This window comes from Janthinobacterium sp. LPB2021202312-11-4 (assembly GCF_037049705.1).
GTDB lineage: Bacteria > Pseudomonadota > Gammaproteobacteria > Pseudomonadales > Pseudomonadaceae > Aquipseudomonas.
In genome coordinates, this window is the sequence record NZ_JBAGKV010000008.1 from 150813 (window position 1) to 177780 (window position 26968).

Below are 26968 nucleotides of genomic sequence, written 5' to 3' on the forward strand. Positions count from 1 at the left end.
TTACATAACAAACTCTTCACTTTACTTTCCGGAGACCCGCCATGCGTCGTCTGCTTCTCGCTCTGCCGTTTGCCCTGTTGCCGCTGGCCGTCGCTCATGCGGCCGATGAACATGAACACGGCAGCCTCGGCGCCCACGAACATGGCGTCGGTCGCCTGAACGCCGCGCTCGACGGCCAGACCCTGGAGCTGGAGCTGGAAAGCCCGGCGATGAACCTGGTGGGTTTCGAACACCTCGCCACCACCGACGCCGACAAAGCCAAAGTCGCCGCCGCCAAGACGAAACTGGAAAACCCGCTGGCGCTGTTCAACCTGCCGAAGGCCGCTGGTTGCAAAGTCGCCACCCAGGAACTGGAAAGCCCGCTGTTCGGTGACAAACCGGACGCCGACGATCATGACGACGATGACCACGCCGAAGCAGACAAGGACGGTCACGAGCATCATCACGACCACAGCGAAATCCACGCCCACTACCAATTCAGTTGCTCGGCACCCGGCGCGCTGAAAAACCTGGACTTATCGACCATCTTCAACACGTTCCCGGCGACCCAGAAAATTCAGGTACAACTGATCAGCCCAAGCGGCCAGCAAGGCGTTGAAGTGACGGCCAAGGCTGCGGCCCTGAAATTCTAAATTCACCGAAGATCCCTGTAGGAGCTGTCGAGTGCAACGAGGCTGCGATCTTTTGACCTTAAAGATCAAGATCAAAAGATCGCAGCCTCGTTGCACTCGACAGCTCCTACACAGGTCATCAATACACATGAAATCGGCGCCATGACCCAAGCACTCATCGAACTGTCCGACCTGGGCTTCAGTTGGCCCGGTCACCCGCCGTTGCTGGATATCCCGGCGTTTCGCCTGGAACCCGGTGAAACCCTGTTCCTCAAGGGCCCCAGCGGCAGTGGCAAGACCACCCTGCTCGGCCTGCTCGGCGGTGTGCAGAAGCCCGATCGCGGCAGTATCCGTTTGCTCGGCCAGGAACTCACCGAACTCGGCGCCGGCGCCCGCGACCGTTTTCGCGTCGATCACACCGGCTACATCTTTCAGCAGTTCAACTTGCTGCCGTTTCTCTCGGTACGCGAAAACGTCGAGTTGCCCTGCCACTTTTCCAAACTGCGCGCCGAACGGGCGAAACAGCGCCACGGCAGCGTTGATCAAGCGGCTGCCACGTTGCTCGCGCACTTGGGCCTGAAGGATGAAAGCATCCTCAGCCGCCGCGCCGATTCGCTGTCCATCGGCCAGCAACAACGGGTCGCCGCTGCCCGCGCATTGATCGGTCAGCCGGAACTGGTGATCGCCGACGAACCGACCTCGGCCCTGGACTACGACGCTCGCGAGAACTTCATTCGCCTGCTGTTCGCCGAATGCCGCGAAGCCGGGTCCAGTTTGCTGTTTGTCAGCCATGACCAGAGCCTCGCGCCGCTGTTTGACCGCAACCTGTCGCTGGCCGAGCTCAATCGCGCCGCCACCCCGTTCGAGGTCTGAGATGTATTTGTTTCGTCTAGCCCTGGCCAGCCTGGCTAACCGCCGCTTCACCGCGATCCTCACCGCGTTCGCCATTGCCCTGTCGGTGTGCCTGCTGTTGGCCGTGGAGCGGGTGCGCACCGAAGCCAAGGCCAGTTTCGCCAGCACCATCAGCGGCACTGACCTGATCGTCGGCGCCCGCTCCGGCTCGGTGAACCTGTTGCTGTATTCGGTATTCCGCATCGGCAACGCCACCAACAACATTCGCTGGGACAGCTTCGAGCACTTCGCCAGCGACCCGAAAGTGAAGTGGGCGATCCCGATGTCCCTCGGTGATTCCCATCGTGGTTATCGGGTGATGGGCACCACCGAGGCGTACTTCGAGCATTACCAGTACGGTCATCAACAACACCTGGAAATCGCCGACGGCCGCGCCTTCGCCACCGACCCGTTCGAAGTGGTGCTCGGCGCCGAAGTGGCGGATGCGCTGCACTACAAACTCGGCGACAAACTGGTGTTGGCACACGGCGTGGCGGTGATCAGCCTGGTCAAGCACGACGACAAACCGTTCACCGTGGTCGGTATTCTCAAACGCACCGGCACCCCGGTGGACCGCACGTTGCACATCAGCCTCGGCGGCATGGAAGCCATTCACATCGACTGGCACAACGGCGTGCCGGCGCAGGGTAAGGGCCGGATCAGCGCCGATCAGGCGCGCAACATGGACCTGACGCCGCAAGCCATCACCGCGTTCATGCTCGGGCTCAACAGCAAGATTTCGACCTTCGCCGTGCAGCGTGAAATCAACGAGTTCCGTGGCGAACCGATGCTGGCGATCCTGCCGGGGGTGGCGTTGCAAGAGTTGTGGAGTTTGATGAGCACCGCCGAAAAAGCCTTGTTCGTGGTCTCGCTGTTTGTGGTGCTGACCGGGTTGATCGGCATGCTCACGGCGATTCTCACCAGCCTCAACGAGCGGCGCCGGGAGATGGCGATCCTGCGTTCGGTGGGTGCGCGGCCATGGCATATCGCGACCTTGCTGATCCTGGAAGCCTTCGCCCTGGCGCTGTCCGGGGTGATTGCCGGCGTGGCGTTGCTGTACGTGTGCATCGCCGCCGCCCAGGGTTATGTGCAGGCCAATTACGGTTTGTACCTGCCGCTGTCGTGGCCGAGCGAATATGAATGGACGCTGCTCGGTGGCATCCTGATCGCCGCGCTGCTGATGGGCAGCGTGCCGGCCTGGCGCGCGTATCGCCAATCATTGGCCGATGGCCTGTCGATCCGTTTATGAGGACGCTGAAGATGCCCCGCGCTCTGCTCGCGCTGTTGATGCTGGTCGCCCTGCCCCTGTGGGCGGCCGAGCCGAAGGATTTGACCTGGCAGGAAATGATCCCGCCGGACGCCCCGGCGGAAGTGCCGAACATGACGCCGCTGCATGACTTGTCGCAAATGAGCAGCGCACTTGAGTCGGCGCCGGCCGCCAAGCAGGACTTGCCGAATGCGCCGGTGGTGAAAAGCCTCGACGGCAAAAACATTCGCCTGCCGGGCTACATCGTGCCGCTGGAAGTCAGTGAAGAAGGTCGCACCACGGAGTTTCTGCTGGTGCCGTATTTCGGCGCCTGCATCCACGTGCCGCCACCGCCGTCGAACCAGATCGTGCATGTGAAAAGCGAAGTCGGCGTGAAGCTCGATGAGTTGTATCAGCCTTACTGGATCGAGGGTTCGTTGCAGGTTAAGGCGTCGACCAGTGAGTTGGCGGATGCCGGGTATCAGATGGAGGCGGACAAGATTTACGTTTATGAGTTGCCGGAGTGAATCCGGGGGTTCTGTGTTGATTGTAATGACGCCTTCGCGGGCAAGCCTCGCTCCTACAGGGTTATCGCATTCCCTTGTAGGAGCGAGGCTTGCCCGCGATGGGGTCCGCAAAGGTTCCACAAAAACCCGGCCCATCACCGTTTCATTGAGCTGAATCAAAAGACCGTATCAGATGGCTCTTTACCATTGGACATCGAACATTTTTAACGTCCTTTGGAGCCCTCATGAACAAGTCCTTGCTCAGCGCTTCGCTGTTTGCCCTCGCGCTCGCAGCCCCGATTGCCCACGCCCACGAGGCTGGCGATATCATCGTTCGCGCCGGTGCGATCACCGTCAACCCGAAAGCCGACAGCTCCAGCGTCAAGGTCGATCAAGGGCCGTTGGCGGGTGCCGATCTGGGTGGCAAGGCCACCATGAGCAGCGACACGCAGTTGGGCTTGAACTTCGCTTACATGCTGACCAACAACTGGGGCATCGAACTGCTCGCGGCTTCGCCGTTCGAGCATGACGTGAAAATCAAAGGCACCGCCCTGGGCGCGGCCAACGGCAAACTCGGTACCCTGAAACACCTGCCACCGACCTTGAGCGTTGTGTACTACCCGCTCGACGCCAAGTCCGCTTTCCAGCCGTATGTCGGTGCCGGTATCAACTACACCTGGATCTACGACGAACACGTCGGCAGCGAAGCCCAGGCCAACGGCTTCAGCAACTTCAAGGCGAAAAACTCCTGGGGCATGGCATTCCAGGTCGGTGCTGACTACATGATCACCGACAACATCATGCTCAACGCCCAGATGCGCTACATCGACATCGACACCCGCGCGACCGTGGAAAACGACGCGGTGGCGCCGGGCACCCGGGCTCGGGTCAACGTGGATGTGGACCCGTTCGTTTACATGGTCGGCCTTGGCTACAAATTCTAAGGCCCCTTCGCGAGCAAGCCCGCTCCCACAGTTGATCGCATTCTCCTGTGGGAGCGGGCTTGCTCGCGAAGACGTCAGCCCAGGCAACAAAAATCCAGAACAAAAAAAGGCGCCTGAACAGGCGCCTTTTTCATGGCAGCAAAAACTCAGCGGCCGAGCAACCGCGCCAAACCAATGCTCATCGGCGTCTGCTGCGGGTAAGTAAACCGCTCCAGCAACCGCCGGTTGTTCGCCCGCGAGTGGCGGATGTCACCGGAACGCGCCGGGCCGTAGGTGATGGGCGGTAACTGGCCGACCACTTGGGCCAGCGCTTCAAGCATCTGCTTGAGCGTAGTGGCCTGATTCCAGCCCACATTGACCGCGCCGACTTCCACCTCGGGTTTCTCGATCGCCTGCACCAGCAGATCGACCAGATCCTCGACGTAGACAAAATCCCGGGTCTGCTCGCCATCACCAAACACGGTGATCGGCAGACCTTTCTGCGCGCGCTCGCTGAAAATGCTGATCACCCCGGAATACGGCGAGGACGGGTCCTGGCGCGGGCCGAAGATGTTGAAGAAGCGGAACACCACCGGTTCCAAGCCATGCTGGCGGCGGTAGAAGTCGAGGTAGTACTCACCCGCCAGTTTGTCCGAGGCGTAAGGCGTCAGCGGGGCCTTGGCGGTCTCTTCGTCAATCGACTCGCCTTCGCCGTTGTTGCCGTAGACCGCCGCGCTGGAGGCGAACAGCACCCGCTTGACGCCAGCCTGGCGCATGGCCTCGCAGACATTCAGGGTGCCGATGAAATTGCTCTGGTGCGTCTTCACCGGGTCGTCCACCGACGCCTGCACCGAAGCCACGGCCGCCAGGTGCGCGACCGCGCTGCAACCGAGCATCGAGCGGGCGACCAGTGCCGCATCGGCAACGTCGCCCACAATCAGTTCGACCTTGGGATTGTCCAGCGGCAGGTTGCTGCGTTTGCCGGTGGACAGGTCATCGAGAATCCGCACCGAATGGCCTTGGGCGAGCAAGCCGTCGGTGAGGTGCGAACCAATGAAACCGGCGCCGCCGGTGATTAAAACAGGGCCGTCAGCCATGGCGATAAAACCTATCCAGTAAGCCCGGGAGCGCCGCGCGCCAGGCGCGGGGCTTGATCCCGAAGGTGTGCAGAATTTTCTTGCAGGCCAGCACCGCGTGTTGCGGTTCTTCGGCAGCGTCGGGCCGGGCGGCGTGGGCCTGGGCGGTCGGCGCTTCGATGGCCAGTTCATGCAGGTTGCGTGCTTCGGTGATGATTGCCTGCCCTAATGCCAGCGGCGTGGTCGCCTCATGTCCGGCGTAATGGTAGGTGCCCCACAGCGGCGCCGCGCAATCGAGTTGCTTGAGCACCGAAATGATCACCCGTGCCGCGTCGTCCACCGGCGTCGGGTTGCCCCGCCGGTCGTCGGCCATCAGCAGTTCTTCAGGGGTTTCGGCCCGGGCGAGGAAACGCCCGAGAGTGCCGTCGGGGCTGTCGTCGAGCAGCCAGCCGAAGCGCAACAACACGTGTTGCGGGCAGGTGGCGCGCACGCTTTGCTCGATTCGCCACAAGGCCTGACCGCGCAGGCCCAAGGGCACGGGTTCGTCTTTTTCGCTGTAGGCCGTGGCCCGGGAGCCGTCGAACACCCGGTAGCTTGAGGGTTGCAGCAGAACGATGTTGTGGTGCTGGCACAGTTCGGCCAGGCGCTCGACCGCACGCTCCTGCCCAGCCAGACGCTGTTCGCTGACCGTCTCCGCCTGAAACCAGTCGAAGTAGTAGGCGAGGTTGATCAACGCGTCCGGGCGGGTGTCGTCGAGCAGTTGCGTCAGGCTCGCGGCATCCCAGCCGTCTTGTGGTGGGCGGGGGGCGAGGAAACCGATGTCTTCCTCCGCACCGAGGCGAATCAGCGCCTGCCCAAGGGCATTTCCGCCGCCCAGTAACATAAGGCGCATTCGCATAGAGTCAGCAGGCCCAGTCTGATTGGAACGATGGCTTAATCGACAGCGCCCGCAGGCGATGTCGTCGATAGTTGCCGGAATCGTTGCATTTTGCGGGTTTAGTGCGCAACCGTCATCCGTAAAGTGTAGATCGCCGGATTTTGCAGTGCGGCTGATGGCCTCATCGCGGGCAAGCCTCGCTCCTACAAGGGCACGCGACCCCTGTAGGAGCAAGGCTTGCCCGCGATGGCGGTCGCCCGATCGCCACACACTCCAAGCGGTACTTGCATCTTCCCCAGCCCGCCCGCATTAATTAGCTCATGAACCTGCCCATCCCCGCCGACAGCGCCCTGACAGGCTTTCACCCCGCCGTCAGCGCCTGGTTCAGCAAGACCTTCCCGACGGTCACCGCCGCCCAGGCCCGGGCGTGGCCGTTGATTCGCCAGCGCCGCTCGACCTTGATCGCCGCACCCACCGGTTCCGGCAAAACCCTCACCGCGTTCCTCGCCGTGCTCGACGACCTGGTGCACCAGGGCCTCGCCAATCACGGTGTGCTGCCGGACGAAACCCTGGTGGTCTACGTTTCACCGCTCAAAGCGCTGTCCAACGACATCCAGATCAACCTGCAAAACCCGTTGGCCGGGATCACCGAGCAATTGCGCGTCATGGGCCTGCCCGAATTGCAGATCAACACCGCCGTGCGCACCGGCGACACGCCGCAAAAAGACCGCTCGGCCATGCGCAGGACCGCGCCGCACATTCTGGTGACCACCCCGGAATCCCTTTACGTGTTGCTCGGTTCCGACTCCGGGCGAAAAATGCTCGGCACCACGCGCACGGTGATCGTCGACGAAATCCACGCCGTCGCCGCCAGCAAACGCGGCAGCCACTTGGCCCTGAGCCTGGAGCGCTTGCAGGCCTTATGTCCCGAACCGCTGATGCGCATCGGCCTGTCCGCCACGCAAAAACCCATCGAAGCGGTCTCGCGCTTCCTCGTCGGCCGCGACCGGCCCTGCGAAATCATCGACATCGGCCACGCCCGCCCCCGGGATCTGGACATCGAAGTGCCGCCGGTTCCACTTTCGGCAGTGATGGCCAACGACGTCTGGGAACTGGTCTACGACCGCCTGGCCGCCCTCGCCCGCGAGCACCGCACCACGCTGATTTTCGTCAACACCCGACGACTGGCCGAACGCCTGAGCCGGCACTTGAGCGAACGCCTGGGCAAAGACGCCGTCGCCGCGCATCACGGCAGCCTGGCCAAAGAGTTTCGCCTCGACGCCGAACAGCGGCTCAAGCGCGGCGAACTGCAAGTGCTGATCGCCACGGCGTCCCTGGAATTGGGGATTGATATCGGCGATGTCGATCTGGTTTGCCAGATCGCCTCGCCACGCTCGATTGCCGGGTTCCTGCAACGGGTCGGCCGGTCCGGGCACCAGGTCGGCGGCACGCCCAAGGGCCGGTTGTTCGCCACCACCCGTGACGATTTGATCGAATGCGCCGCGCTGCTCGACTGCGTGCGCCGGGGCGAACTCGACACTTTGTTGATCCCGGTGGCGCCGCTGGACGTGCTGGCCCAACAGATCATCGCCGAGGTCAGTTGCCAGGAATGGCAGGAAGACGCGCTGCTGGCACTGTTTCGCCAGGCCTCGCCCTACGCCGACCTCGACGAAAAACACTATCAGGCGCTGCTGCACATGCTCGCCGAGGGTTACAACGGTCGCCAGGGCATGCGCAGCGCTTACCTGCACCGCGACGCCGTGACCCGCACCCTGCGCGGACGTCGCGGCGCCAAACTGACCGCCGTCACCAGCGGCGGGACGATCCCGGACAACGCCGATTACAGCGTCGTGCTGGAGCCCCAAGGGCTGAACATCGGCAGCGTCAACGAAGACTTCGCCGTGGAAAGCATTGCCGGGGATGTCTTCCAGCTCGGCAACACGTCCTATCGAATCCTGCGCGTTGAAACCGGCAAGGTTCGGGTCGAAGACGCCCAGGGCCAACCGCCGAGCATTCCGTTCTGGCTCGGTGAAGCGCCGGGACGCAGCGCAGAATTGTCGTTTGCCGTGGCGCGCCTGCAAGCGCAGCTTGATGAACGGCTCGGCGCCACGCCCGGCAACGTGCAACCGGCCATCGACTGGCTGACCGAGACCCTGGGCCTGAACCTCGCCAGCGCCGAGCAATTGGTCGAATACCTGGCCCGCGCGCGCCTGGTCTTGGGCGCCCTGCCGTCCCAGGACACATTGCTGATGGAGCGGTTTTTCGATGAGTCCGGCGGCACCCAACTGATCATCCATACGCCGTTCGGCAGCCGCATCAACCGCGCCTGGGGCCTGGCCCTGCGCAAGCGCTTCTGCCGCACCTTCAATTTCGAATTGCAGGCCGCCGCCAGCGAGGACGCCATCGTCCTGTCGCTGTCCACCAGCCACAGCTTTGAACTCGATGATGTCTGGCATTACCTGCACAGCAACAGCGCCGAGCACGTGCTGATTCAAGCGGTGCTCGAAGCGCCGCTGTTCGGCGTGCGCTGGCGCTGGAATGCCGGGGTGGCCCTGGCGCTGCCGCGCTATACCGGCGGGCGCAAAGTCGCGCCGCAAATCCAGCGCATGAAAAGCGAAGACCTGATCGCCAGCGTGTTCCCCGATCAAATTGCCTGCGTGGAAAACCTCGCCGGCGAACGCGAAGTGCCCGAGCACCCGCTGGTGGAACAAACCCTCGACGATTGCCTGCACGAAGCCATGGACACCGAAGGCTGGCTCGCGCTGTTGCGACGCATGGAACGTGGCGATGTCCGCTTGATCAGCCGCGACCTGCCCGCGCCTTCGCCGCTGGCCGCAGAAATTCTCAGCGCCCGGCCCTACACCTTTCTCGACGACGCACCGCTGGAGGAACGCCGCACCCAAGCGGTGCTCAACCGGCGCTGGAGCGATCCGCAGTCCACCGATGACCTAGGGGCGCTGGACGCAGAGGCGATTCAAGCGGTGCGCGAAGAAGCCTGGCCAGCGCCCACCGGCGTCGATGAAATGCACGAGGCGTTGATGAGCCTGGCGTGCATCAGCGATGCCGAAGCACGGGCGAACCCGTATTGGCTCGATTGGTTGAATGCCCTGGCCGACAGCGGTCGCGCCAGTCGTTTGCAGATCAACGCCGAACAATCGTTGTGGCTGGCGCTGGAACGGCTGACCTGCCTGCGGGCGATTTATCCACAGGCCATTTTGCTGCCTGCGCTGGAGGCGCTGCACGGTTTCGATGAAGTCTGGGACACCGATGACGCGGTGCTGGAAGTGATTCGCGCGCGGCTCAGTGGGTTTGGGCCGTTGCCGCTCAGCGCGATTGCCGAGCCGCTGGGCTTACCAACGCATCAGGTCACTCAGGCCTTGGCGCATCTGGAGCGCGAAGGGTATGTGCTGCGCGGGCAATTCAGCCCCGCCGCCGCTGTTGAAGAATGGTGCGAACGGCACCTGCTGGCGCGGATTCATCGCTACACGGTCAAGCGCCTGCGCCGGGAAATCGAGCCGGTGGCGTTGCAGGATTTCATGCGGTTTCTGTTCGACTGGCAGCATTTGACCAGCGCCACCCAAGGTCAGGGCAGCGCGGTGTTGCCTTCGATTGTCAGTCAGTTCGAAGGCTACCCCGCCGCCGCTTCGGCGTGGGACAGCGACATTCTGCCGGCGCGGCTCAAGGACTATTCGCCGAGTTGGCTGGATGACCTGTGCCGCAGCGGCAAACTGGTGTGGACGCGCCTGACCGCGCGCAACAAAAGCACCAGCACGGCGTTGCGCAGTACGCCGATTCTGTTGCTGCCGCGCAGTCAGGTCGGGTTGTGGAGCGGCTTGACCGAGCAGACGCCGGTCAGCGAACTGTCGCCCAAAACGCAAAAAGTCTTCGAGGCGCTGAGCCAGCACGGCGCGTTGTTTTTCGATGAACTGATTCATGAAGCGCACCTGCTGCGCACCGAACTGGAAATCGCCTTGCAGGAACTGGTGGGCGCCGGGCTGGTGAATGCCGACAGCTTCGCCGGCCTGCGCGCATTGATCACCCCAGCGAGCAAACGCCAGCAACGCAGCAGTCGTCGCGGGCGTGGGGCGTTTGTCGGCGGCATGGACGATGCCGGGCGCTGGGCCCTACTGCGCCGCGGGCCGCCCGCACCGGTTGTGGATGACAAACGCCCGGCACCGACGCCCGCCGACACCCTGGAACACATCGCCATGACCTTGCTGCGCCGCTACGGCGTGGTGTTCTGGCGTTTGCTGGAACGGGAGGCGGATTGGTTGCCGAGCTGGCGTGAATTGCTGCGCACGTTTCATCGGCTGGAGGCTCGCGGGGAGATTCGCGGCGGGCGGTTTGTCAGTGGTTTGGCCGGGGAACAATTTGCCCTGCCCGAAGCAATTCCCCTGCTGCGGGAAGTACGGCGCCGGCCCCATGACGGGAGTCTGGTGGCGGTGTGCGGGGTCGATCCGCTGAACCTGGCCGGGACGTTACTGCCGGGGGTGAAGGTGCCGGCGCTGGCGAGTAATCGGCTGGTGTATCGGGATGGGTTGCCGGCCGCTGCCGAGATTGCGGGCAAGCAGATTTTTTGGGTGGAGCTGGAGCCGCCGGCATCCATCGAATTGCACACCAAGCTGACTCGCCACTACCCATTGTAGGAGCGAGGCTTGCCCGCGAAAGCGATCTGTCAGTCGACATCTCTATTGCCTGTAACGGCCTCTTCGCGGGCAAGCCTCGCTCCTACGGAGGGTGGTGTTTTTATTGGGTACGCGGCTGATCCGGCAGCAACACCGGTGAATTGTCCGGCTCATCTTCTTGATGAGCCATCGGCTGCCGAGGCATCAAAACCTGCTGTGGATAAGTCTGCGCGAAGTGCACCCACGGGCTGTTATCCACAAGCTTTTTCAAACGCTGGTTAAACGCCCGGCTCACCGCGTATTGCCCGCCCGACACCGTGCGGAACTGCGCCGTCAGCACCACGCCGTTAAGGTCCATTTTGTCGACGCCAAAGACATCGAGCGGCCCTTGCAGGTTGTACTTGAGAAACGCATCGTCGCGGATCGAATCCCCGGCCTCGCGGATCAGCTCAATCGCCTTGTCCACATCAGTGTCATAGGTGAACTGCACCGAGAAAAACGCATAGGCAAACTGCCGCGATTGGTTGGTCACAGCCTTGATCTGGCCGAACGGCACCGAATGCACAAACCCCTTGCCGTCGCGCAGGCGCAGGGTGCGGATGGTCAGGCCTTCGACGGTGCCGGCGTGGCCGGAATCGAGCACCACCCAGTCGCCAATCGACAGCGTGTCTTCGATGATGATGAACAGCCCGGTGATCACGTCCTGCACCAGTTGCTGCGAACCGAAACCGATGGCTAGGCCGACCACCCCGGCACCCGCCAACAGTGGCGCGACGTTGATCCCCAGATTCGCCATCGTCGTAATCGCGCAGATCACCACCAGGATGATTTTGATCGCGTTGCGCAGCAGCGGCAGGATGGTTTTGACCCGGGTGCTCGGTTGCCGCGCCGAGCGTTTGCTGACCGGGGGTTTCAGCGCTTCCTGGATCGCCGTGTCCATCACCACCCAGAGCAGCCAGGTCACCAGGAAGATCAAGCCAATACTGCTGAGCGAATCGCTGATCGCTCGGCCAATGGAGTTCTGCTCGGCGAATTCAAACAGCGAAATGCCCCAGATCCGCCCGAGGATTTCGATGAACGCCACCGCCATGACGATCCGCAGCAACGCGTGCAACAGGCTCAGAAAGCGTTCCTTGTAAGCACTGCTGCGCTGGATTCGCTCGGCTTTTCGAGACTTGAACAGGTGCTGGAGGATCGTGCTCAGGAACACCGTGGCAATCAGCAATACCGTGGTGAACAACGCGCAGCGCAGGGCTTTTTGATTGTCTTCGCCGACGCCGATCAGGTTGATTGCCGAGACCATCACCATCAACAGGATCGGCCAGTACCAGAGCCCGGAAAAAATCCGCAGGGATTCTTGCAGCGATGGTTGTTTGAGGCGTTGGGCCAAGGGGCGATTACGGATCAGATGCGCCACCGGGCGCCTTAAACGAATCACCAGGTATCCGAAGATGATCGAGGCGAACAACCCGGTGAACACCGCGACGCTGCTGGTGATGTTGCCGCCCAGTTGCCGAGCGATCTGCGGGCTGGTCAGTGCATCGCTGAGGGCCGCGAGGAAGCCGATCAGGAACAGCCATTTCGGGCAGTAGTCGCGAATGATCTGCACCGCCGGGCGCTTGTGGCCGGTGTTGAACATGACAATCACGCACAACAACATCGAGGTGGAAAAAATGCCGCTGCTGGTGGCATAGGCAAAACACAGCGCCAGCGCCCGACCCACCGAAGCTTGCATGAAATGGCTGGCGTAAAGGGTCAGTGGCAGGCTGGCGAGGGCTGGCAGCGTGTAGGGCATCAAGTAACCGAGCAGGTCCTGGCTGCGTTGGCGGGTTCGCAGCCAACGGCCGAGGATCAGGCGCTTGGCCGCCAGACCGCCGAGCACCGTGAGCAAGGCGAAGGTGCCGAGCCAGATGCCGGACAGCATCAGGAAATCCCCGGCCACGCTCCAGCCGGACCGAGCCGAGGGCTGGTTGACCAGTTTGTCGACTTCGTCCGCCGCCCGGTCCGCCCGCAGGCGCCAGGCGTCCACCAGGTTTTCGTTGAGGTCGAGTTTGTCCTGCACGTCGTCGATGCTGGAACTGATGGCCCCGAGCAGACCACCCTGGACCAGCGGTTCAGGTTCGGCCGGCGCCTCGGCAGTGGCAGCGGGAGGGCCCGGCAGCGCGGCGGCTTCGAGTTCGCCGCTGCCCAGAATCAGCAACGCCCCCAGCAGTATCGCGGTCTTGATCTTAAACAAAACGCGGAGCTCCTTCAGCAGGGTCTGTAAGGAACTGATCGGCAAATGCCGGGCAAGTTCGGTTTTGCCCGCGAGATAACCAACACCACACTCCCACAGGGGCCGTGGTGTGCTGTCGATATTTGACTTGTGGGCAAATATCAAATGCCCATCCCTGTATTTTTCCGCACGGTCCAAACCCCGACACTGCGCTCCATCAAATAACCCACCGGAGTTGCCGTCATGCCCATTGCCTTGCTCGCGCTGACCCTCAGCGCCTTCGCCATCGGGACGACCGAGTTCGTCATCGTTGGCCTGTTACCCACCATCGGCGCCGACCTCGGGGTCAGCCTGCCGTCCGCCGGCCTGTTGGTCAGCCTCTACGCCCTGGGCGTGGCCATCGGCGCGCCGGTGTTGACCGCCCTCACCGGCAAAGTCCCGCGCAAATTGCTGCTGTTGTCGTTGATGGTGCTGTTCACCCTCGGCAACCTGCTGGCCTGGAAAGCCCCGAGCTACGAATCGCTGATCATTGCGCGGATCGTCACCGGCCTGGCCCACGGGGTGTTTTTCTCGATTGGTTCGACCATCGCCACCAGCCTGGTGCCGAAGGAAAAAGCCGCCAGCGCGATTGCGATCATGTTCACCGGCCTGACCGTGGCACTGGTCACTGGCGTGCCGTTGGGGACGTTCATCGGTCAGCATTTCGGCTGGCGTGAAACCTTCCTCGCCGTGTCGGCGCTGGGGGTGATCGCGTTTATCGGCAGCCTGATCTACGTGCCGAAAAACATTACCCACAGCAAACCCGCTTCCTTGCTGGAACAGTTGCAAGTGCTGAAACAACCGCGACTGTTGCTGGTGTACGCCATGACGGCGGTCGGTTACGGCGGTTCGTTCATTGCCTTCACTTTTCTGGCGCCGATTCTTCAGGACATCTCCGGTTTCAGCGCCAGCACCGTCAGCCTGGTGTTGCTGGTGTACGGCATCTCGGTGGCGGTCGGTAACATCTGGGGTGGCAAACTGGCGGACAAACGCGGGCCGATCAGCGCGTTGAAAATCATCTTCGCCCTGCTCGCTGCGGTGCTGTTTGTGCTGACCTTCACCGCCAGCAATCCATGGCTGGCGTTGGCTACCGTGCTGGTCTGGGGTGCGGTTGCGTTCGGCAACGTGCCGGGTTTGCAGGTGTATGTAGTGCGTCAGGCCGAGCATCACACCCCGAATGCGGTGGACGTGGCATCGGGCCTGAACATCGCGGCGTTCAACCTCGGGATCGCCGGGGGCGCGTGGGGCGGCGGGTTGATCGTCGCCAACATGGGGCTGATTCACACCGCGTGGATTGGTGGGCTGGTGGTGTTGGTGGCCCTCGCGTTGACGATGTGGAGCGGTCGCCTTGATCGCCTCGGACCGGTCTACGCCGAAAGCTCGACCCGGGTCGTCGCCGGTCACTGATTGCTTTTGTAGGAGCTGCCGCAGGCTGCGATCTTTTGATCTTGAAAGGCAAAGTCAAAAGATCGCAGCCTGCGGCAGCTCCTACAGTGCAACGCGTTGTGGGTTGACCGTCCGTAGCCCCATGGAAACTTTCTCGTTTGCCCGACAGTCATCCACAGACGGAGGGCATTTGACGGGGAACACTCATGACAGCGATTCATATCGGTATTTCTGGCTGGCGCTACGCACCGTGGCGCGGGGACTTTTACCCGAAGGGGCTGACCCAAAAGCGCGAATTGCAATTCGCCTCGCGGGCGGTCAACAGCATCGAAATCAATGGATCGTTCTACGCCCTGCAACGGCCCGAACGTTACGCCCAGTGGTACGCCGAGACCCCACCGGGCTTCGTGTTCAGCGTCAAAGCCCCGCGTTTCATCACCCACATCAGACGCCTGCGCGACATCCACACGCCCCTGGCGAACTTCTTCGCCTCAGGGGTGCTGGAACTCAAGGAAAAACTCGGCCCGATCCTTTGGCAATTCCCGCCCAGTTTCAAATTCGACGCCGAATTATTCGAGCACTTTCTCGAACAATTGCCCCGCACCACCCAACAAGCCGCCGCCCTCGCCCACCAGCACGACGCACACCTGCACGGCCACGCCAGCCTCAAGGCCTACGGAAAAAAACCGTTGCGCCATGCCGTGGAAATTCGCAACGAGAGCTTCGTTGATCCGGCCTTCACCCGTTTGCTGCGTCGGTATAACGCCGCCCTGGTGATCGCCGACACTGCCGGTAAATGGCCGCACCGCGAAGACCTCACCAGCGATTTCGTCTACCTGCGCCTGCACGGTGCCGAAGAACTCTACGCCAGCGGCTACACGCCCGAGGCGCTAAAGCGTTGGGGCGACCGGATCGAGGCGTGGTATCACGGCCAGCAACCGAGCGATGCGCATTTGATCGCGCCGCGACAAAAACCCAAAGTGCGCAAATCCCGGGAAGTCTTCTGCTACTTCGACAATGACGTCAAAGTCCGCGCGCCCTTCGACGCCCGCCGCTTGCTCGAACGTTTCCACCTCGATAAAGACCTGGCCACCCGCCCCGGCGAACCGGTTGCCGAAGGCGTGTTGTCATGAACATTCCCGAGCCGGTCGGCAGCACCGACGAGCAGCAACCGATCATCACCACGGTGCGCCGTTTCACCGTGCTGACGGTCAACACCCACAAGGGTTTTACCGCGCTGAACCGGCGCTTCATCCTGCCGGAGCTGCGCGAAGCGGTGCGCAGTGTGTCCGCCGACGTGGTGTTTTTGCAGGAGGTCCACGGCGCCCACGAGCAGCACCCGCAGCGCTACAGCAACTGGCCGACGATGCCGCAATACGAATTCCTCGCCGACACCTTGTGGCCGCAGTTCGCCTACGGCCGCAACGCGGTGTACCCGGCAGGGGATCACGGCAATGCGTTGCTGTCGAAATTCCAGATCATCCGCCACGACAACCTCGACGTGTCCATCAGCGGCCACGAAAACCGTGGCCTGCTGCATTGCGTACTGCGCCTGCCCGGTGACGGCCAGGAAGTGCATGCGATTTGCGTCCACCTCGGGCTGCACGACGCGCACCGCACCGCACAGCTGACATTGCTGGCCCAGCGCATCGATGAGTTGCCGGACGACGCCCCGGTGGTGGTCGCCGGTGACTTCAACGACTGGCGCCAGCGCGCCGACGCCGTACTCAAACCCTGTGGTTTGCGCGAAGTCTTCGCCGAACACCACGGCAAACCGGCCCGCAGTTTTCCTGCACGTTGGCCGGTGCTGCGCCTGGACCGCATCTACGTGCGCAACCTCAAGGCCAGCCGTCCGCAAGTATTGGCGGCGCGGCCCTGGTCGCACCTTTCTGACCACGCACCGTTGTCGGTGGAGATAGAACTATGAGCCTGCCGTCGATGGAAAAAACCAGCATGGAACCGATTGCCGCGCCGCCGATGGGCGAGCCCGCAGCGGTGGAGGTCGAGTACGGCTGGCACGGCAACAACCGGGTCGAGCTGCTGGAAAATGGCGAGGCGTTCTTTCCCCGAGTGTTCGAGGTGCTGCGCCAGGCCCAGACGGAAATCCTGTTGGAGACGTTCATCCTGTTCGAAGACAAAGTCGGCCATGAACTGCAACAGATCCTGATCGAAGCCGCCGAGCGCGGCGTGCGCACCACCATCAGCCTCGACGGGTTTGGCTGCGGCGAACTAAGCACCGGTTTTCTCGCCGACTTGAACAAGGCCGGCGTGCACATCCAGATGTTCGACCCGGCGCCCAAGCGCCTGGGGATTCGCACCAACTGGTTTCGGCGCTTGCACCGCAAAATCGTGGTGGTCGACGGCACGATTGCGTTCCTTGGCGGGATCAACTTTTCCGCCGACCATTTGGCCGACTTCGGCCCCGAGGCCAAGCAGGATTATTCCGTCGAAATCCAGGGCCCGGCGGTGGCGGACATTCATCACTTCGCCCTGCTGCAAAGCGGTCGCCCGGCCCGGGCCAAGTATTGGTGGCAACGCCGGCGTCAGCGTCGCTCGGAACTGGCGTTCAGCGACCATGACGGTCAGGTTCGACTGGTCTTTCGCGACAACGGCGACCATCGCACCGACATCGAAGAGGTTTACCGGCTGGCGTTGCGCAGCGCCCAGCGCCGGGTGGTGATCGCCAACGCCTACTTCTTTCCCGGTTTTCGCCTGCTGCGCGAGATCCGCAATGCCGCGCGCCGTGGCGTCGATGTGCGGCTGATTCTGCAAGGTCAGCCGGACATGCTGGTGGCCAAACTGGCGGCGCGCATGACCTATGACTACCTGCTCAAGTCCGGCGTGAAAATTCACGAATATTGCGACCGGCCGCTGCACGGCAAAGTCGCATTGGTGGATGAGGATTGGTGCACCGTCGGTTCAAGCAATCTCGACCCGCTGAGTCTGTCGATGAACCTGGAAGCCAATGTGTTGATCCGCGACCGCACCTTCAACCGTGAGCTGTTTGAGCGCCTTGAAGATTTGAGCAACAACCATTGCAAAGCCATGTCGCCGGACAAGGCCCCGCGCGGGCGGGTCTGGCACATGACGGTCGGCTTTCTGGTGTTCCACTTCCTGCGGCACTTTCCGGCCTGGGCCGGGTGGTTGCCGGCGCACAAGCCGCGCCTCAAAGCGTTCATCCATCCGGTCGGGAGTGACCCTCATGAGCCACTCTGAAGCAGTAACCCACGCTGAAACTCCAAGCAAAACCCGTTGGAGTCGCTGGAAAAAACCGCTGACGGTCCTGTTTTTCCTCGCGTTGATTGTGCTGTTCACGCTGCTGGCCCAGCGCATCGAATGGAACGAAGTGTTCGACACCCTGGCCGATTTCAAGGTGCGCACGTTGATCATCGCCTCGGGGCTGACGCTGCTGAGTTTTCTGGTGTACGCCTGCTTCGACCTGATCGGTCGCACCTACATTCGCCAGGACCTGACCTGGAAACAGATCCTGCCGGTGGGGGTCATCAGCTACGCCTTCAACCTCAACCTGAGTGCCTGGGTCGGCGGCATCGCCATGCGTTATCGGTTGTATTCGCGACTGGGGGTGAGCAAGGGCAATATCGCGAAAATCCTCGGGCTGAGCCTGGCCACCAACTGGTTTGGCTACATGGTGATTGCCGGCGCGGTGTTCAGCAGCGGTCTGGTGCGCATGCCACCGGGCTGGAAGCTGAGCAGCGATGCGTTGCAAGGGGTCGGCGTTGTGTTGCTGCTGGTGAGCGCGGGTTATCTGGCGGCGTGCCGGTTTTCCAAGCGCCGGGAATGGGCGATTCGCGGGGTGGAAATCAACCTGCCGTCGCTGCGCATGGCCGTGTTGCAACTGGCGCTCGGGGCGTTGAACTGGTCGCTGATGGCGGCGGTGATTTTCACCTTGCTGCCGGGCAAGCTCGACTATCCGCTGGTGCTGGGGGTGTTGTTGATCAGCGCGATTGCCGGGGTGATTACGCACATTCCGGCGGGGCTTGGGGTGCTGGAGGCGGTGTTCGTGGCGTTGCTGCAACATGAGGCTTCGCGGGGGAGTCTGGTGGCGGGGTTGCTGGCGTATCGGGCGATTTATTTCATCTTGCCGTTGTTGATTACGTTGGTGATGTATTTGGTGGTGGAGGCTAAGGCGAAGGCGTTGCGGATTGAGAAGAGACCCCGGGGTTAAAGGCAAGATCAAAAGATCGCAGCCTTCGGCAGCTCCTACAGGTGAACGCATTTCAATGTAGGAGCTGCCGAAGGCTGCGATCTTTTGATCTTTTAAGAAGACTGAATAATGCTCAACCGCTCCCCCACCACCATTTCCGTGATCCAGTCCACGAGGATCGAGGTGTAGGCCTGCTGCGAAACCGGGTCGCTCAAGGCGTGATCGGCGCCATCGATAATGCGGTGAGTCAGGGAGTGCGTCTGCTGGCACGCGGCGCGGTAACTCATGATCGTCGCGTGCGGCACGTAGGCATCGGTTTCCGATTCCACCAGCAACACGTCGCCGGTGAATTGCGAACAGGCGTGCAACGCGCGGTTGCTGTCGGCGCGCACCAGCGTGGCGCGATAGTCGCGCAAATCGGCCTTGTCCAAGTCGCGCTTGGGCATGTGCCAGTGATCGTCGCGGTACAGCGCCGGCACCCGCAGCGCCAGCCAGCGTACCGGGCGCAACGAGGTGAGAATCGACGCCAGGTAACCGCCATAACTGGTGCCGACCACGGCAATCGCCGAGGTATCGAGGGCCGGGTGCGCGAGTAAGCGGTCATAGGCCGCCAGCAGATCGCGCAGGTTGTCTTCGCGGGTGACTTTGGACAACGAAAGCCCGGTGCCGCCGGTGTGCCCGCGCAGGTCGAAGGTCAAACAGACACAACCCAGACCGGCGATGCCTTTGGCCCGCTCCAGATCCCGTTCCTGACTGCCGCCCCAGCCGTGCACAAACAGCACGCCCGGGACTTTCGATTTGGGGCTGAGAAAATGCCCGGTCATCTGTTCGCCGTCGATGTCGATTTCAATAGTTTCGCTTCTAGCCGTCATAGGAGTTGACCGTCACGTACTTGAGAAGAAAGTCGCCGTTTTCCGCCGGCCCGCGATACACCTCGATGGCGTCCGCCGGCAGCGGCTGATCGATGTAGGTCTCCACCGACGACACACGAATCGCGCGCATCCCCGGGTCGTTGACGAAGCTCTGCAACGCCGCGACTTCCGCGCTGCTGGCACCGCCCATGCGCCAAGACTGCTCCAGCACGCCACTGCGTTGCTGGCCATCGCTGTCCAGGCCCTGGGCGATGTCGTAATTGCGCCGGGACGCGTAAAAACCGGGATAGGCCTCGTCCGCCGCACTGTCGAACACCTGGGCTTGCCGGATGGCCAAACGCACCGCTTCGGGCAATTCCAGTTTCAGCAGATCCTCGTAGTAGCCCTGCACCACCAACAGGTTCGAACCGCCATAGACCTGCTCGCCGAGGCTGTCTTCAGTCAAGTATTGATCACCGCAGTAACTCAACACGTGTTCGCCGATAAACGTCTGGCCGACGCTGTGGGTGATGACTTGATCGAGGTCTTGTTCCAGCACCACGCCATTGCTGAACAGTTGTTCGGCGTCGGGGCGGGCGAGGATGGCGTCGAACTGATCGAGGCTGCTGATCACTTGCTGGCCGCGTCCGGCGCAGGCGTGAATAGGCTTGAGGCGGATCGGGCCGCTGTAGAGCAAGTGCTCCGCCGCTGGCCGGGCGTCGTCGAGGGAAAACACGCTGAGGCCATCGAGCACGACGCTGCGCACCCGTTCAGAAAACAGCGGCGACCAGCCTTCAGGTGCAAACGCATTGCGATTGAGCAAACCATGGGTAATGGCTTTGGTGCAGATGAAATTGTAGTCGACATAACCCCCCCACAAATCCTCCGGCCCTTTGACCCCCAGTTGCCGGGCGGCCGCCGCCCCCACCAGGGTTTGGGTCGGTAACAGGTAAAGGTCACGGTCGCGGTGGCGTTCGGGCGCGTAGCTGCCGCCGTATTTGAGCCCGAGGATCTGCGCCAGCCAACGGGCCAGTGCGCGATTGGTTTCGACTTCGTGCAGCGGGGCTTCGGGCCGCACGGAGTGGGCGACAACGAGTTTTTTGCGATGTGTTGGGGTCATGCGCCCCCCTTCAATCTGCGCTGATGAATGTAGGTTGAGGGGTGCAGAGATCAGGCCAATGAGCGCTGAAAGTAAACGGCTGTTAAATCAGTTATTTGCTCAAACGGTGATGGCGTTGAGCCTGTTTTATTCTGCACGACCGAGGTCAAGCACCCCGCGTTTTGCACGACGCCGATCCTCTTCTGTAGGAGCATAGCTTGCTCGCGATGGCGGTCTGACGGTCAGATCAATGTTGGATGTGCCGACGCTATCGCGAGCAAGCTTTGCTCCTACGGGTTAGCGGGGTTGCGCGACGGGGGGTGTCACACCAAACCGCGCCCGGTAATCACTCGGCGCCAGCCCGGTGATTTTCCTGAACGTGGCGCGAAACGCGCTCGGGTCCTGATAGCCCACGGTCCAGGCGATGTGGTCGATGGTGCCGTTGGTGAATTCAAGCATTTCCCGGGCCTTGCCGACCCGCAGGTGCTGGCAGTATTCGGTGGGTTTCAATCCGGTTGCGGCGCGGAATCGGCGCAGGAAGGTGCGTTCTTCCAGCCCTGCCCGCTCGGCCATGGCGGTCAGCGACACATCAGTCGCCCCGGTGCTTTGCAGCCAATGCTGGACCTTGAGAATCGCCCCGTCGCCATGACTGAGGATCGGCGCAAAGTTGCTGCCGCACTGGCTCGCGCTGTCGCTGTGCTCCACCACCAGAAACCGTGCGGTGCCACTGGCGATGCTCGGCCCGAGCAAGCGATCGACCATGCGCAGGCCCAGTTCGGACCAGGCCATCAGCCCGGCGGTGGTGATCAGGTCGCCGTCATCGACGATGGGCGTGTCGGCCTTGAGCTGGATCGTCGGGTAACGTTCGGCAAAGGTTTTGGCGGAGGTCCAGTGGGTGGTGGCGCTGCGACCGTCGAGCAAACCGCTTTCGGCCAGCAGGATCGAGCCCACGCACACGCCGCCCAACGTCGCGCCTTGGGCATGTTGCTGACGCAGCCACTGAATCAGCCCTTGGGGCGCCTGCCCCTCGGAGAACCCGCCAATCGACGGTGGAATCATCACCGCCACCAAGGGACTGTCCGGGCCGGGATGGCTGTCGTAGACCCGTTCGGGGGACTGATCGCCATCGGCGCGCCAATGACTGACCCGCAACAACGGCAATTGCGCCGCCTGATGCTCGGCGGCGATCCGGTTGGCCACCCCGAACAGGTCCGTCAACCCATGCACCGCCGCCATCTGCGCGCCGGGATAGATCAACACGCCCAGTTCGGCGACTGCCCTTTCTACGTCCATTGTCAGTTTTCCCCCTTCTATTGTCGGTGCGGCCAATCCTCGGCGGGCCGGCCAACGCCAATACTTCGTTACACACAACCCACTGTTCGAGGAAACACCCATGGCCAAGCAAGCGCTCATCGTAGTCGATATCCAGAACGACTACTTCCCCCAAGGCAAGTGGCCACTGGTCGGTGCCGAGGCCGCCGCCGACAACGCGGTCCGGTTGATTCAGGCGTTCCGTGAGGCCGGTGATCCGGTGGTGCACATCCGCCACGAATTCACCTCCGACGCCGCGCCCTTCTTCACCCCGGGCTCCGAAGGCGCGAAGCTGCACCCCAAAGTTCTCAACCGCGCCGACGAGCCGGTGGTGCTCAAGCATTTCGTCAACTCGTTCCGCGAAACCGAACTGGAGGCCATCCTCGATGAGCAAGGCATCGAAAACCTGGTGGTCGTCGGCAGCATGAGCCACATGTGCGTCGACGGCATCACCCGCGCCGCCGCCGACCTCGGCTACACCGTGACGGTGATCCACGACGCCTGTGCCACTCGTGACCTGGAGTTCAACGGGGTCACGGTGCCAGCGGCGCATGTCCACGCGGCGTTTATGTCGTCGCTGGGTTTCGCCTATGCCAGTGTGGTGTCTGCCGACGAATTCCTCGCCAACTGACATCGCCGAAACAACTGGATAAACAAAAAGGCCCGCAGCGATCTCGCGCTGCGGGCCTTTGTGTTTCCGTTGGTAAAAATCTCACGCGTGAGCTATTGAGAGCCACCAATAATCACTGTAGGGTTTCTCACGCGTGAGATTTCACAACGGAGTCACCAGCATGAAAAGCCGCTCTCCATCAGGTCCGCCTGCCGAGCCTGATACCGATACAGCGAGCCGCAAAGGAGAGCGCTCGAAACCGTCCGTGAAAAAACCGTCGAGCTTCTACATGAAGCAGATGCGCGCGGGCCTGGGTGCCGCCGGTTATGTGAAACACGAGACTTGGGTGCTTCCCGAAAACCGAAGCCTGCTCAAGCAGATGGAGAAACAGCTACGCCAACCGATCCTGGCTGGCTCATTCATGTCGGAGAATTACATGAGCGCAGGTAACAACTGGAACATCGACCGCCTCTTCAGCGCCCTCCAGGCCCTTGATGAAGTGGTTTCGAACGACATCACTCTGTCCCTCGTCCAGGGTTCCGAGCCGAGCATCAAGCTGGAAATGAACGACTTCGGCGGCTTGCCGATTTACATCGCGGTGGTGGGTGAGCAGATCATCGTCGACACCGTGCTGGTGGACGTCGAGTCGATCAAGGACGTACCGGCGTTCAACGATGCGGTGCTGCGCAGCCGTGAACTGTTCCCGCTGTCCTCGATCGGTATCGAGTCGATGCCCAACGGCCAGGTCGTCTACAACATGTTCGGTGCACTGAGCTCCGATTCGAGCCTGACCAACGTCGTGACCGAGGTCAAAACCCTCGTCGACAACGTGCAGCGCGCCAGCGAAGCCTTTGAACGTTTCTTCCATTAATTTTTCAGGAACAGGGAATATCCAATGACACAGTCCATCTGGAGCAAATTGTTCACCGCGCTGCGTGGCGGTGCCAACGAAGTCGGCGAATCGATCGTTGACCAACAGGCCCTGCGCATCCTCGACCAGGAAATCCGCGATGCGGACAGCGCCCTGGCCAACGCCAAGCGCGAGCTGGTCACCATCATGGCCAAGCACAAGCTGTCGGCTGATCGTGTGGCCGAGTACAACGCCAAGATCAAGGACCTGGAATCCAAGGCCATGGCCGCGATCCAGGCCAACCGCGAAGACCTGGCACTGGAAGTGGCCGAAGCCATTTCGACCCTGACCAATGAACTGGATGTCGAGCAAAAGCAGGCCACCGAATTCGGCGGTTACGCGGAGAACATGCGCAAAGACATCACCAAGGCCGAAAGCCGGATCAAAAGCCTGCGCCAGCAAGTGGACATGGCCAAGGCCCGCGAAAGCGTGCAGAAAGCCCAGGTCAGCGCTTCGATTGCCAGTGGCGGCGCCAACGGCAAGCTGGAAACTGCCGTCGGTACGTTGAACCGTTTGCAAGCCAAGCAGCAGCAACGCGCCGCTGAGCTGCAAGCCCAGGACGAACTGGCCGACGCATCGACCGGCACCGATCTGGAACGCAAACTGCGCGAGGCCGGCATTACCCCGGATACGGGCAGCGCCAATGCGATTCTGGAACGCCTGAAGCAAAAATCGGCGGAGTAACACAGCCCTGCGCTATTGCCTGGCGCAGAACCTGTGGGAGCGGGCTTGCTCGCGAAGACGGAGTGTCAGTCGACATCGATGTTGCCTGACACACCGCTTTCGCGAGCAAGCCCGCTCCCACATGGGTTGCGGTGTTTAGTTTTTTGTTGAGACGAGGTCAAGGATGGATGCCCTGAAGGGTTTCAAGACAATTGCAGGCCTGGCGATCTTCATGGTCGCGCTGCAAGTACTCAATGCGCTGACCGGCTACAGCCTTGTTGCATTTGGCCTGGTTCCGCGAACATTGCATGGCTTGGTCGGCATCCTCACTTCGCCGTTTCTGCACGCCTCCTTTGCGCACCTGAGCGCCAACCTGATTCCCTTTCTGATCCTCGGTACGCTGGTCATTGTCGACGGGCTCAACCGCTTTATCGCCGTGAGCGCAATCATCATTGGCCTGGGTGGCTTGCTGGTCTGGCTGTTCGGGTTTTCCGGCTCACACATCGGCGCCAGCGGCTGGGTGTTCGGGCTGTGGGCGTACATTCTGGCGCGCGCCTGGTTCCAGCACAGTTGGGGCAATCTGATCACCGCCGCAGTCGTCGCCCTACTGTATGGCGGCCTGGTGTTTGGCTTTCTTCCGCGTCAGGGCGTTTCCTTCGAAGGCCATATCTTCGGTGCCTTCGCCGGATTTATTGCAGCCAAGGTACTTCTCTCGACGCCCGGCAACAGGTTTAATGCCGCCCGGTAAGCGTTCAGGGTTCGGGCCTGCGCATTGCCAGGAACGAGTCATCCCACGGAGTCAGGGACGTCATGTCGATTTTTCTTTTGTTACGCGTCTACGCCTCGTCCTTCTTCCACCGTTTCGGCTGGGCGGGACTGGCGATTGCCTTGGGCGTCCACCTGAGCACGGCTTATCTGGGCCTGGTGCTTCTGGGCGAACAACACCTCACCGCCCCCGCCACGTTTACCTACTTTTACCTCACCACCACGCTGACGGTCGGTTACGGCGATCTTGCACCGCAAACCTCGGCCGGACGGGTTTTCGTGGCCACCTGGATCATGCTCGGGGGCATTGCGCTGCTGACGGCGGCCATCGGCAAAACCACCAGCAGCGTCATTGATGTTTGGAGAAAAGGCATGAAGGGCAAAGGCGATTTCACCGGCAAGACCGGCCACACGGTGCTCATCGGTTGGGCGGGCTCATCCAGCGAACGGGTCATCGAGTTGTTGCTGCAGGATGAAACCTCCAATGACAACCTGATCGTCATCTGCGATTGCGACCTTGAAGAAAACCCGATGCCGGACAAAGCAGCCTTTATCAAAGGCGAAAGCCTGTCCTCCGGCGCGCTGCTGATACGCGCCGGTGTTCCCGGTGCCGAGCGCGTGCTGGTGCGAACCCATTCCGACGACCTGACCCTGGCCACCGTGCTGGCGGTCAATCAGCTCAAACCGGTCGGGCATGTGGTCGCCCATTTCAATGAGAGCGAAATCGCCGCGCTGGCCAGTTCCTACGCGCCGAGCCTGGAATGCACCTCAAGCATGGCCATCGAGATGCTGGTGCGTGCGTCCCAGGACCCGGGCTCGTCGGTGGTCATCAACGAATTGCTCTGCGTGGGCGAAGGCGCCACCCAATACCTGATGAAGCTGCCGCAACACTATCAGGCCACCTTCGGCGACTTGTACGCGCAGCTCAAAGAACGCCACAACGCGACCCTCATCGGCTATCGCGCCCAGGGTGCTCCACAACCTTCGATCAATCCGCCCAACGCCACGCGCATTGAGGGCGGCGAACTCTTCTACATCGCCTCCACTCGCCTCAAGGACATTTCCAATGGGATGGTTTAAACAGTTGATGGGGCTTGAGGCCCCGGCCCCGAAAGCTGACTCGAAGTGGACAGCCAGCGACAGCCCCCAGGCTCTTGGCCCACTTGGCTTGGCGCAGGGCAAAGGGGTGATGTTCGACACCACCCTGAGATTGCTGCTCGACGAAAAAACCGCCGTGACCATTCCGGTGGCCTCCCAGCAGATCTGGAGCGTCGGCACGGTCGATCTCGGCCAATCGACCTGGTTGTCGCGTTATTACATGAACGACGAAGACTATTGGCTGCAAGTGCACACCACCGGCGATATTGCCGGGCAGGTCGAGTCGGTGATTCTGTTCAATTACCTGAGCTACGTGACCATCAACAGCGAAGCGGAATTGACTCGACTGGCCGGCCCTCAGAGCCTGATCGGGTTGCCGACCTACACCCACAACGGCGTCGAATACACCCGCGAGTGGGGCACCGAGAACGGCCAGACCGAGCTGGTCCCGCTAAGCGAGCGGGTGGTCAATCCTGATGAGTCCTACGCCGTTGAACACCGTTCGATGCTCTACGCCCGGGACACCGGCCTGACGGATCGGCGCGAGTTGTTGCTGTTTTCCGTGGAGGAAGACGCCGAGGGCACCATCAGCCTGAGTACTTCGCTGGGTATCTCGCTGTACACAACCGATCTGAACATTCTTTAAAAAGGAAGATTCCCATGCTTGAAGCACTCTCCATTTCTCTGAACAAGGCCGCCGTGCTGGGCTTTGTTTTGTACATCCTCGGCGCGGCCGTGCTGTTCGCGTTGTTCCAGTTCATCTACACCCGCATCACCCCGCACAAAGAGTTCGAATTGATTCGTTCGGGCAACGTAGCCGCAGCGATTGCCCTGGGCGGCGCGATCATCGGTTTTGCGATTCCGGCGAGCAACGTCATTGCCTATTCGATCAGCATTCTGGACTTCGTGGTCTGGGCGGTGATCGCCGCGTTCGTGCAACTGCTGGCATTCCTGATGACCAGCCTGGTGCTCAAAGGCACGTCCGAGCGCATCCGCAAAGGCGAAGTCGCTGCCGGCATCTACGTCGCAGCCGTGGCCATCAGCGTCGGCATGCTGAACGCCGCGTGCATGACCCCTTCCTCGAACTGATTGCGCCGGAGA

24 protein-coding genes are annotated in these 26968 nt (G+C 61.8%); 18 read left to right on the forward strand and 6 right to left on the reverse strand.

The annotated features are described in order from the left end of the window. Nucleotides 1–41 precede the first annotated feature (41 nt). The 5 genes from V5E99_RS11385 (at nt 42) to V5E99_RS11405 (ending at nt 4198) form a co-directional block, all read left to right on the forward strand. Nucleotides 42–632 (forward strand): DUF2796 domain-containing protein, encoded by a 591-nt coding sequence (locus tag V5E99_RS11385; RefSeq protein WP_499802548.1) that lies wholly within the window; start codon nt 42–44, stop codon nt 630–632. A 141-nt stretch (nt 633–773) separates the two neighbouring features. Beyond that, nucleotides 774–1484 carry an ABC transporter ATP-binding protein gene (locus V5E99_RS11390; RefSeq protein WP_123404426.1) on the forward strand — a complete coding sequence of 237 codons (711 nt, stop codon included), beginning with the start codon at nt 774–776 and terminating at the stop codon, nt 1482–1484. 1 nt (nt 1485) lies between these two features. Further along, entirely contained in the window at nt 1486–2751 is a 1266-nt protein-coding gene (locus V5E99_RS11395; RefSeq protein WP_499802549.1) for an ABC transporter permease, read from the forward strand. A gap of 11 nt (nt 2752–2762) precedes the next feature. Further along, nucleotides 2763–3275 (forward strand): DUF3299 domain-containing protein, encoded by a 513-nt coding sequence (locus V5E99_RS11400; protein ID WP_499802550.1) that lies wholly within the window; start codon nt 2763–2765, stop codon nt 3273–3275. A gap of 224 nt (nt 3276–3499) precedes the next feature. Then, nucleotides 3500–4198 carry an OmpW/AlkL family protein gene (locus V5E99_RS11405; RefSeq protein WP_499802551.1) on the forward strand — a complete coding sequence of 233 codons (699 nt, stop codon included), beginning with the start codon at nt 3500–3502 and terminating at the stop codon, nt 4196–4198. Nucleotides 4199–4344: 146 nt separating this feature from the next. Here the strand turns inward: V5E99_RS11405 and pgnE are convergent, their stop codons facing one another. Together pgnE and V5E99_RS11415 are read right to left on the reverse strand one after the other, a co-directional pair. Then, the gene (pgnE, locus tag V5E99_RS11410) at nt 4345–5274 is read right to left on the reverse strand and encodes a UDP-N-acetylglucosamine epimerase PgnE (protein ID WP_499802552.1); all 930 of its coding nucleotides are present in this window, start codon (nt 5272–5274) and stop codon (nt 4345–4347) included. After that, entirely contained in the window at nt 5267–6145 is an 879-nt protein-coding gene (locus tag V5E99_RS11415; protein ID WP_499802553.1) for a sugar nucleotide-binding protein, read from the reverse strand. The genes pgnE and V5E99_RS11415 overlap by 8 nt, the downstream gene beginning before the upstream one ends. 305 nt (nt 6146–6450) lie before the next feature. Between V5E99_RS11415 and V5E99_RS11420 the strand changes: the two genes are divergently transcribed. Next, nucleotides 6451–10776 carry a DEAD/DEAH box helicase gene (locus tag V5E99_RS11420; RefSeq protein WP_499802554.1) on the forward strand — a complete coding sequence of 1442 codons (4326 nt, stop codon included), beginning with the start codon at nt 6451–6453 and terminating at the stop codon, nt 10774–10776. A gap of 100 nt (nt 10777–10876) precedes the next feature. Here V5E99_RS11420 and V5E99_RS11425 read toward each other — a convergent pair whose 3' ends face one another. Then, entirely contained in the window at nt 10877–12991 is a 2115-nt protein-coding gene (locus V5E99_RS11425) for a mechanosensitive ion channel family protein (protein WP_499802555.1), read from the reverse strand. Nucleotides 12992–13213: 222 nt separating this feature from the next. On the opposite strand from V5E99_RS11425, the gene V5E99_RS11430 reads away from it, so the two are divergent. From V5E99_RS11430 to V5E99_RS11450, 5 genes are all read left to right on the forward strand, one after another. Continuing rightward, a complete protein-coding gene (locus tag V5E99_RS11430; RefSeq protein WP_499802556.1) occupies nt 13214–14416 on the forward strand; it encodes an MFS transporter in 1203 nt (400 codons plus the stop codon). Nucleotides 14417–14601: 185 nt separating this feature from the next. Next, nucleotides 14602–15528 carry a DUF72 domain-containing protein gene (locus V5E99_RS11435; protein WP_499802557.1) on the forward strand — a complete coding sequence of 309 codons (927 nt, stop codon included), beginning with the start codon at nt 14602–14604 and terminating at the stop codon, nt 15526–15528. Next, on the forward strand, nt 15525–16322 hold the full coding sequence (locus V5E99_RS11440; RefSeq protein WP_499802558.1) for an endonuclease/exonuclease/phosphatase family protein: 798 nt from the start codon (nt 15525–15527) through the stop codon (nt 16320–16322). Before V5E99_RS11435 ends, V5E99_RS11440 begins: the two co-directional genes overlap by 4 nt. Further along, on the forward strand, nt 16319–17611 hold the full coding sequence (gene clsB, locus V5E99_RS11445) for a cardiolipin synthase ClsB (protein ID WP_499802559.1): 1293 nt from the start codon (nt 16319–16321) through the stop codon (nt 17609–17611). The genes V5E99_RS11440 and clsB overlap by 4 nt, the downstream gene beginning before the upstream one ends. Further along, nucleotides 17598–18581, forward strand: a complete 984-nt coding sequence (locus V5E99_RS11450) for a lysylphosphatidylglycerol synthase domain-containing protein (protein ID WP_499802560.1) — start codon at nt 17598–17600, stop codon at nt 18579–18581. Before clsB ends, V5E99_RS11450 begins: the two co-directional genes overlap by 14 nt. A 92-nt stretch (nt 18582–18673) precedes the next feature. Here the strand turns inward: V5E99_RS11450 and V5E99_RS11455 are convergent, their stop codons facing one another. The 3 genes from V5E99_RS11455 to V5E99_RS11465 all read right to left on the reverse strand — a co-directional run bounded on the left by V5E99_RS11455 (nt 18674) and on the right by V5E99_RS11465 (nt 21803). Beyond that, entirely contained in the window at nt 18674–19432 is a 759-nt protein-coding gene (locus V5E99_RS11455) for an alpha/beta hydrolase family protein (RefSeq protein ID WP_499802561.1), read from the reverse strand. Beyond that, nucleotides 19422–20531 carry a DUF3182 family protein gene (locus V5E99_RS11460; RefSeq protein WP_499802562.1) on the reverse strand — a complete coding sequence of 370 codons (1110 nt, stop codon included), beginning with the start codon at nt 20529–20531 and terminating at the stop codon, nt 19422–19424. Before V5E99_RS11460 ends, V5E99_RS11455 begins: the two co-directional genes overlap by 11 nt. A gap of 276 nt (nt 20532–20807) precedes the next feature. Next, the gene (locus V5E99_RS11465; protein WP_499802563.1) at nt 20808–21803 is read right to left on the reverse strand and encodes a GlxA family transcriptional regulator; all 996 of its coding nucleotides are present in this window, start codon (nt 21801–21803) and stop codon (nt 20808–20810) included. Nucleotides 21804–21903: 100 nt separating this feature from the next. Here V5E99_RS11465 and V5E99_RS11470 point away from each other — a divergent pair, with 100 nt between their 5' ends. The 7 genes from V5E99_RS11470 to V5E99_RS11500 all read left to right on the forward strand — a co-directional run bounded on the left by V5E99_RS11470 (nt 21904) and on the right by V5E99_RS11500 (nt 26956). Beyond that, entirely contained in the window at nt 21904–22452 is a 549-nt protein-coding gene (locus tag V5E99_RS11470; protein WP_499802564.1) for a cysteine hydrolase family protein, read from the forward strand. Between the two features lie 268 nt (nt 22453–22720). Beyond that, a complete protein-coding gene (locus V5E99_RS11475; RefSeq protein WP_499802565.1) occupies nt 22721–23302 on the forward strand; it encodes a YjfI family protein in 582 nt (193 codons plus the stop codon). Nucleotides 23303–23326: 24 nt separating this feature from the next. After that, nucleotides 23327–24025 (forward strand): PspA/IM30 family protein, encoded by a 699-nt coding sequence (locus V5E99_RS11480; RefSeq protein ID WP_499802566.1) that lies wholly within the window; start codon nt 23327–23329, stop codon nt 24023–24025. Nucleotides 24026–24188: 163 nt separating this feature from the next. Further along, entirely contained in the window at nt 24189–24752 is a 564-nt protein-coding gene (locus V5E99_RS11485; RefSeq protein WP_499802567.1) for a rhomboid family intramembrane serine protease, read from the forward strand. A 62-nt stretch (nt 24753–24814) separates the two neighbouring features. Then, complete coding sequence (locus tag V5E99_RS11490) at nt 24815–25849, forward strand: ion channel (protein ID WP_499802568.1); 1035 nt, start codon at nt 24815–24817, stop codon at nt 25847–25849. After that, the gene (locus tag V5E99_RS11495; protein WP_499802569.1) at nt 25836–26513 is read left to right on the forward strand and encodes a DUF2491 family protein; all 678 of its coding nucleotides are present in this window, start codon (nt 25836–25838) and stop codon (nt 26511–26513) included. The genes V5E99_RS11490 and V5E99_RS11495 overlap by 14 nt, the downstream gene beginning before the upstream one ends. A gap of 14 nt (nt 26514–26527) precedes the next feature. Further along, nucleotides 26528–26956 carry a DUF350 domain-containing protein gene (locus V5E99_RS11500; protein WP_499802570.1) on the forward strand — a complete coding sequence of 143 codons (429 nt, stop codon included), beginning with the start codon at nt 26528–26530 and terminating at the stop codon, nt 26954–26956. Nucleotides 26957–26968 lie beyond the last annotated feature (12 nt).

What these genes read in the sequence shown, in the direction of transcription:
- V5E99_RS11390 (WP_123404426.1), top strand. Translation starts at nt 774, where the DNA reads ATGACCCAAGCACTCATCGAACTGTCCGACCTGGGCTTCAGTTGGCCC.
- V5E99_RS11395 (WP_499802549.1), top strand. Translation starts at nt 1,486, where the DNA reads ATGTATTTGTTTCGTCTAGCCCTGGCCAGCCTGGCTAACCGCCGCTTC.
- V5E99_RS11430 (WP_499802556.1), top strand. Translation starts at nt 13,214, where the DNA reads ATGCCCATTGCCTTGCTCGCGCTGACCCTCAGCGCCTTCGCCATCGGG.
- V5E99_RS11495 (WP_499802569.1), top strand. Translation starts at nt 25,836, where the DNA reads ATGGGATGGTTTAAACAGTTGATGGGGCTTGAGGCCCCGGCCCCGAAA.
- V5E99_RS11460 (WP_499802562.1), bottom strand. Translation starts at nt 20,531, where the DNA reads ATGACCCCAACACATCGCAAAAAACTCGTTGTCGCCCACTCCGTGCGG.
- V5E99_RS11480 (WP_499802566.1), top strand. Translation starts at nt 23,327, where the DNA reads ATGACACAGTCCATCTGGAGCAAATTGTTCACCGCGCTGCGTGGCGGT.
- V5E99_RS11450 (WP_499802560.1), top strand. Translation starts at nt 17,598, where the DNA reads ATGAGCCACTCTGAAGCAGTAACCCACGCTGAAACTCCAAGCAAAACC.
- V5E99_RS11475 (WP_499802565.1), top strand. Translation starts at nt 22,721, where the DNA reads ATGAAGCAGATGCGCGCGGGCCTGGGTGCCGCCGGTTATGTGAAACAC.
- V5E99_RS11385 (WP_499802548.1), top strand. Translation starts at nt 42, where the DNA reads ATGCGTCGTCTGCTTCTCGCTCTGCCGTTTGCCCTGTTGCCGCTGGCC.
- V5E99_RS11470 (WP_499802564.1), top strand. Translation starts at nt 21,904, where the DNA reads ATGGCCAAGCAAGCGCTCATCGTAGTCGATATCCAGAACGACTACTTC.
- V5E99_RS11490 (WP_499802568.1), top strand. Translation starts at nt 24,815, where the DNA reads ATGTCGATTTTTCTTTTGTTACGCGTCTACGCCTCGTCCTTCTTCCAC.
- V5E99_RS11400 (WP_499802550.1), top strand. Translation starts at nt 2,763, where the DNA reads ATGCCCCGCGCTCTGCTCGCGCTGTTGATGCTGGTCGCCCTGCCCCTG.
- V5E99_RS11420 (WP_499802554.1), top strand. Translation starts at nt 6,451, where the DNA reads ATGAACCTGCCCATCCCCGCCGACAGCGCCCTGACAGGCTTTCACCCC.
- V5E99_RS11415 (WP_499802553.1), bottom strand. Translation starts at nt 6,145, where the DNA reads ATGCGCCTTATGTTACTGGGCGGCGGAAATGCCCTTGGGCAGGCGCTG.
- V5E99_RS11405 (WP_499802551.1), top strand. Translation starts at nt 3,500, where the DNA reads ATGAACAAGTCCTTGCTCAGCGCTTCGCTGTTTGCCCTCGCGCTCGCA.
- V5E99_RS11440 (WP_499802558.1), top strand. Translation starts at nt 15,525, where the DNA reads ATGAACATTCCCGAGCCGGTCGGCAGCACCGACGAGCAGCAACCGATC.
- V5E99_RS11465 (WP_499802563.1), bottom strand. Translation starts at nt 21,803, where the DNA reads ATGGACGTAGAAAGGGCAGTCGCCGAACTGGGCGTGTTGATCTATCCC.
- V5E99_RS11435 (WP_499802557.1), top strand. Translation starts at nt 14,602, where the DNA reads ATGACAGCGATTCATATCGGTATTTCTGGCTGGCGCTACGCACCGTGG.
- V5E99_RS11455 (WP_499802561.1), bottom strand. Translation starts at nt 19,432, where the DNA reads ATGACGGCTAGAAGCGAAACTATTGAAATCGACATCGACGGCGAACAG.
- V5E99_RS11485 (WP_499802567.1), top strand. Translation starts at nt 24,189, where the DNA reads ATGGATGCCCTGAAGGGTTTCAAGACAATTGCAGGCCTGGCGATCTTC.
- V5E99_RS11500 (WP_499802570.1), top strand. Translation starts at nt 26,528, where the DNA reads ATGCTTGAAGCACTCTCCATTTCTCTGAACAAGGCCGCCGTGCTGGGC.
- pgnE (WP_499802552.1), bottom strand. Translation starts at nt 5,274, where the DNA reads ATGGCTGACGGCCCTGTTTTAATCACCGGCGGCGCCGGTTTCATTGGT.
- clsB (WP_499802559.1), top strand. Translation starts at nt 16,319, where the DNA reads ATGAGCCTGCCGTCGATGGAAAAAACCAGCATGGAACCGATTGCCGCG.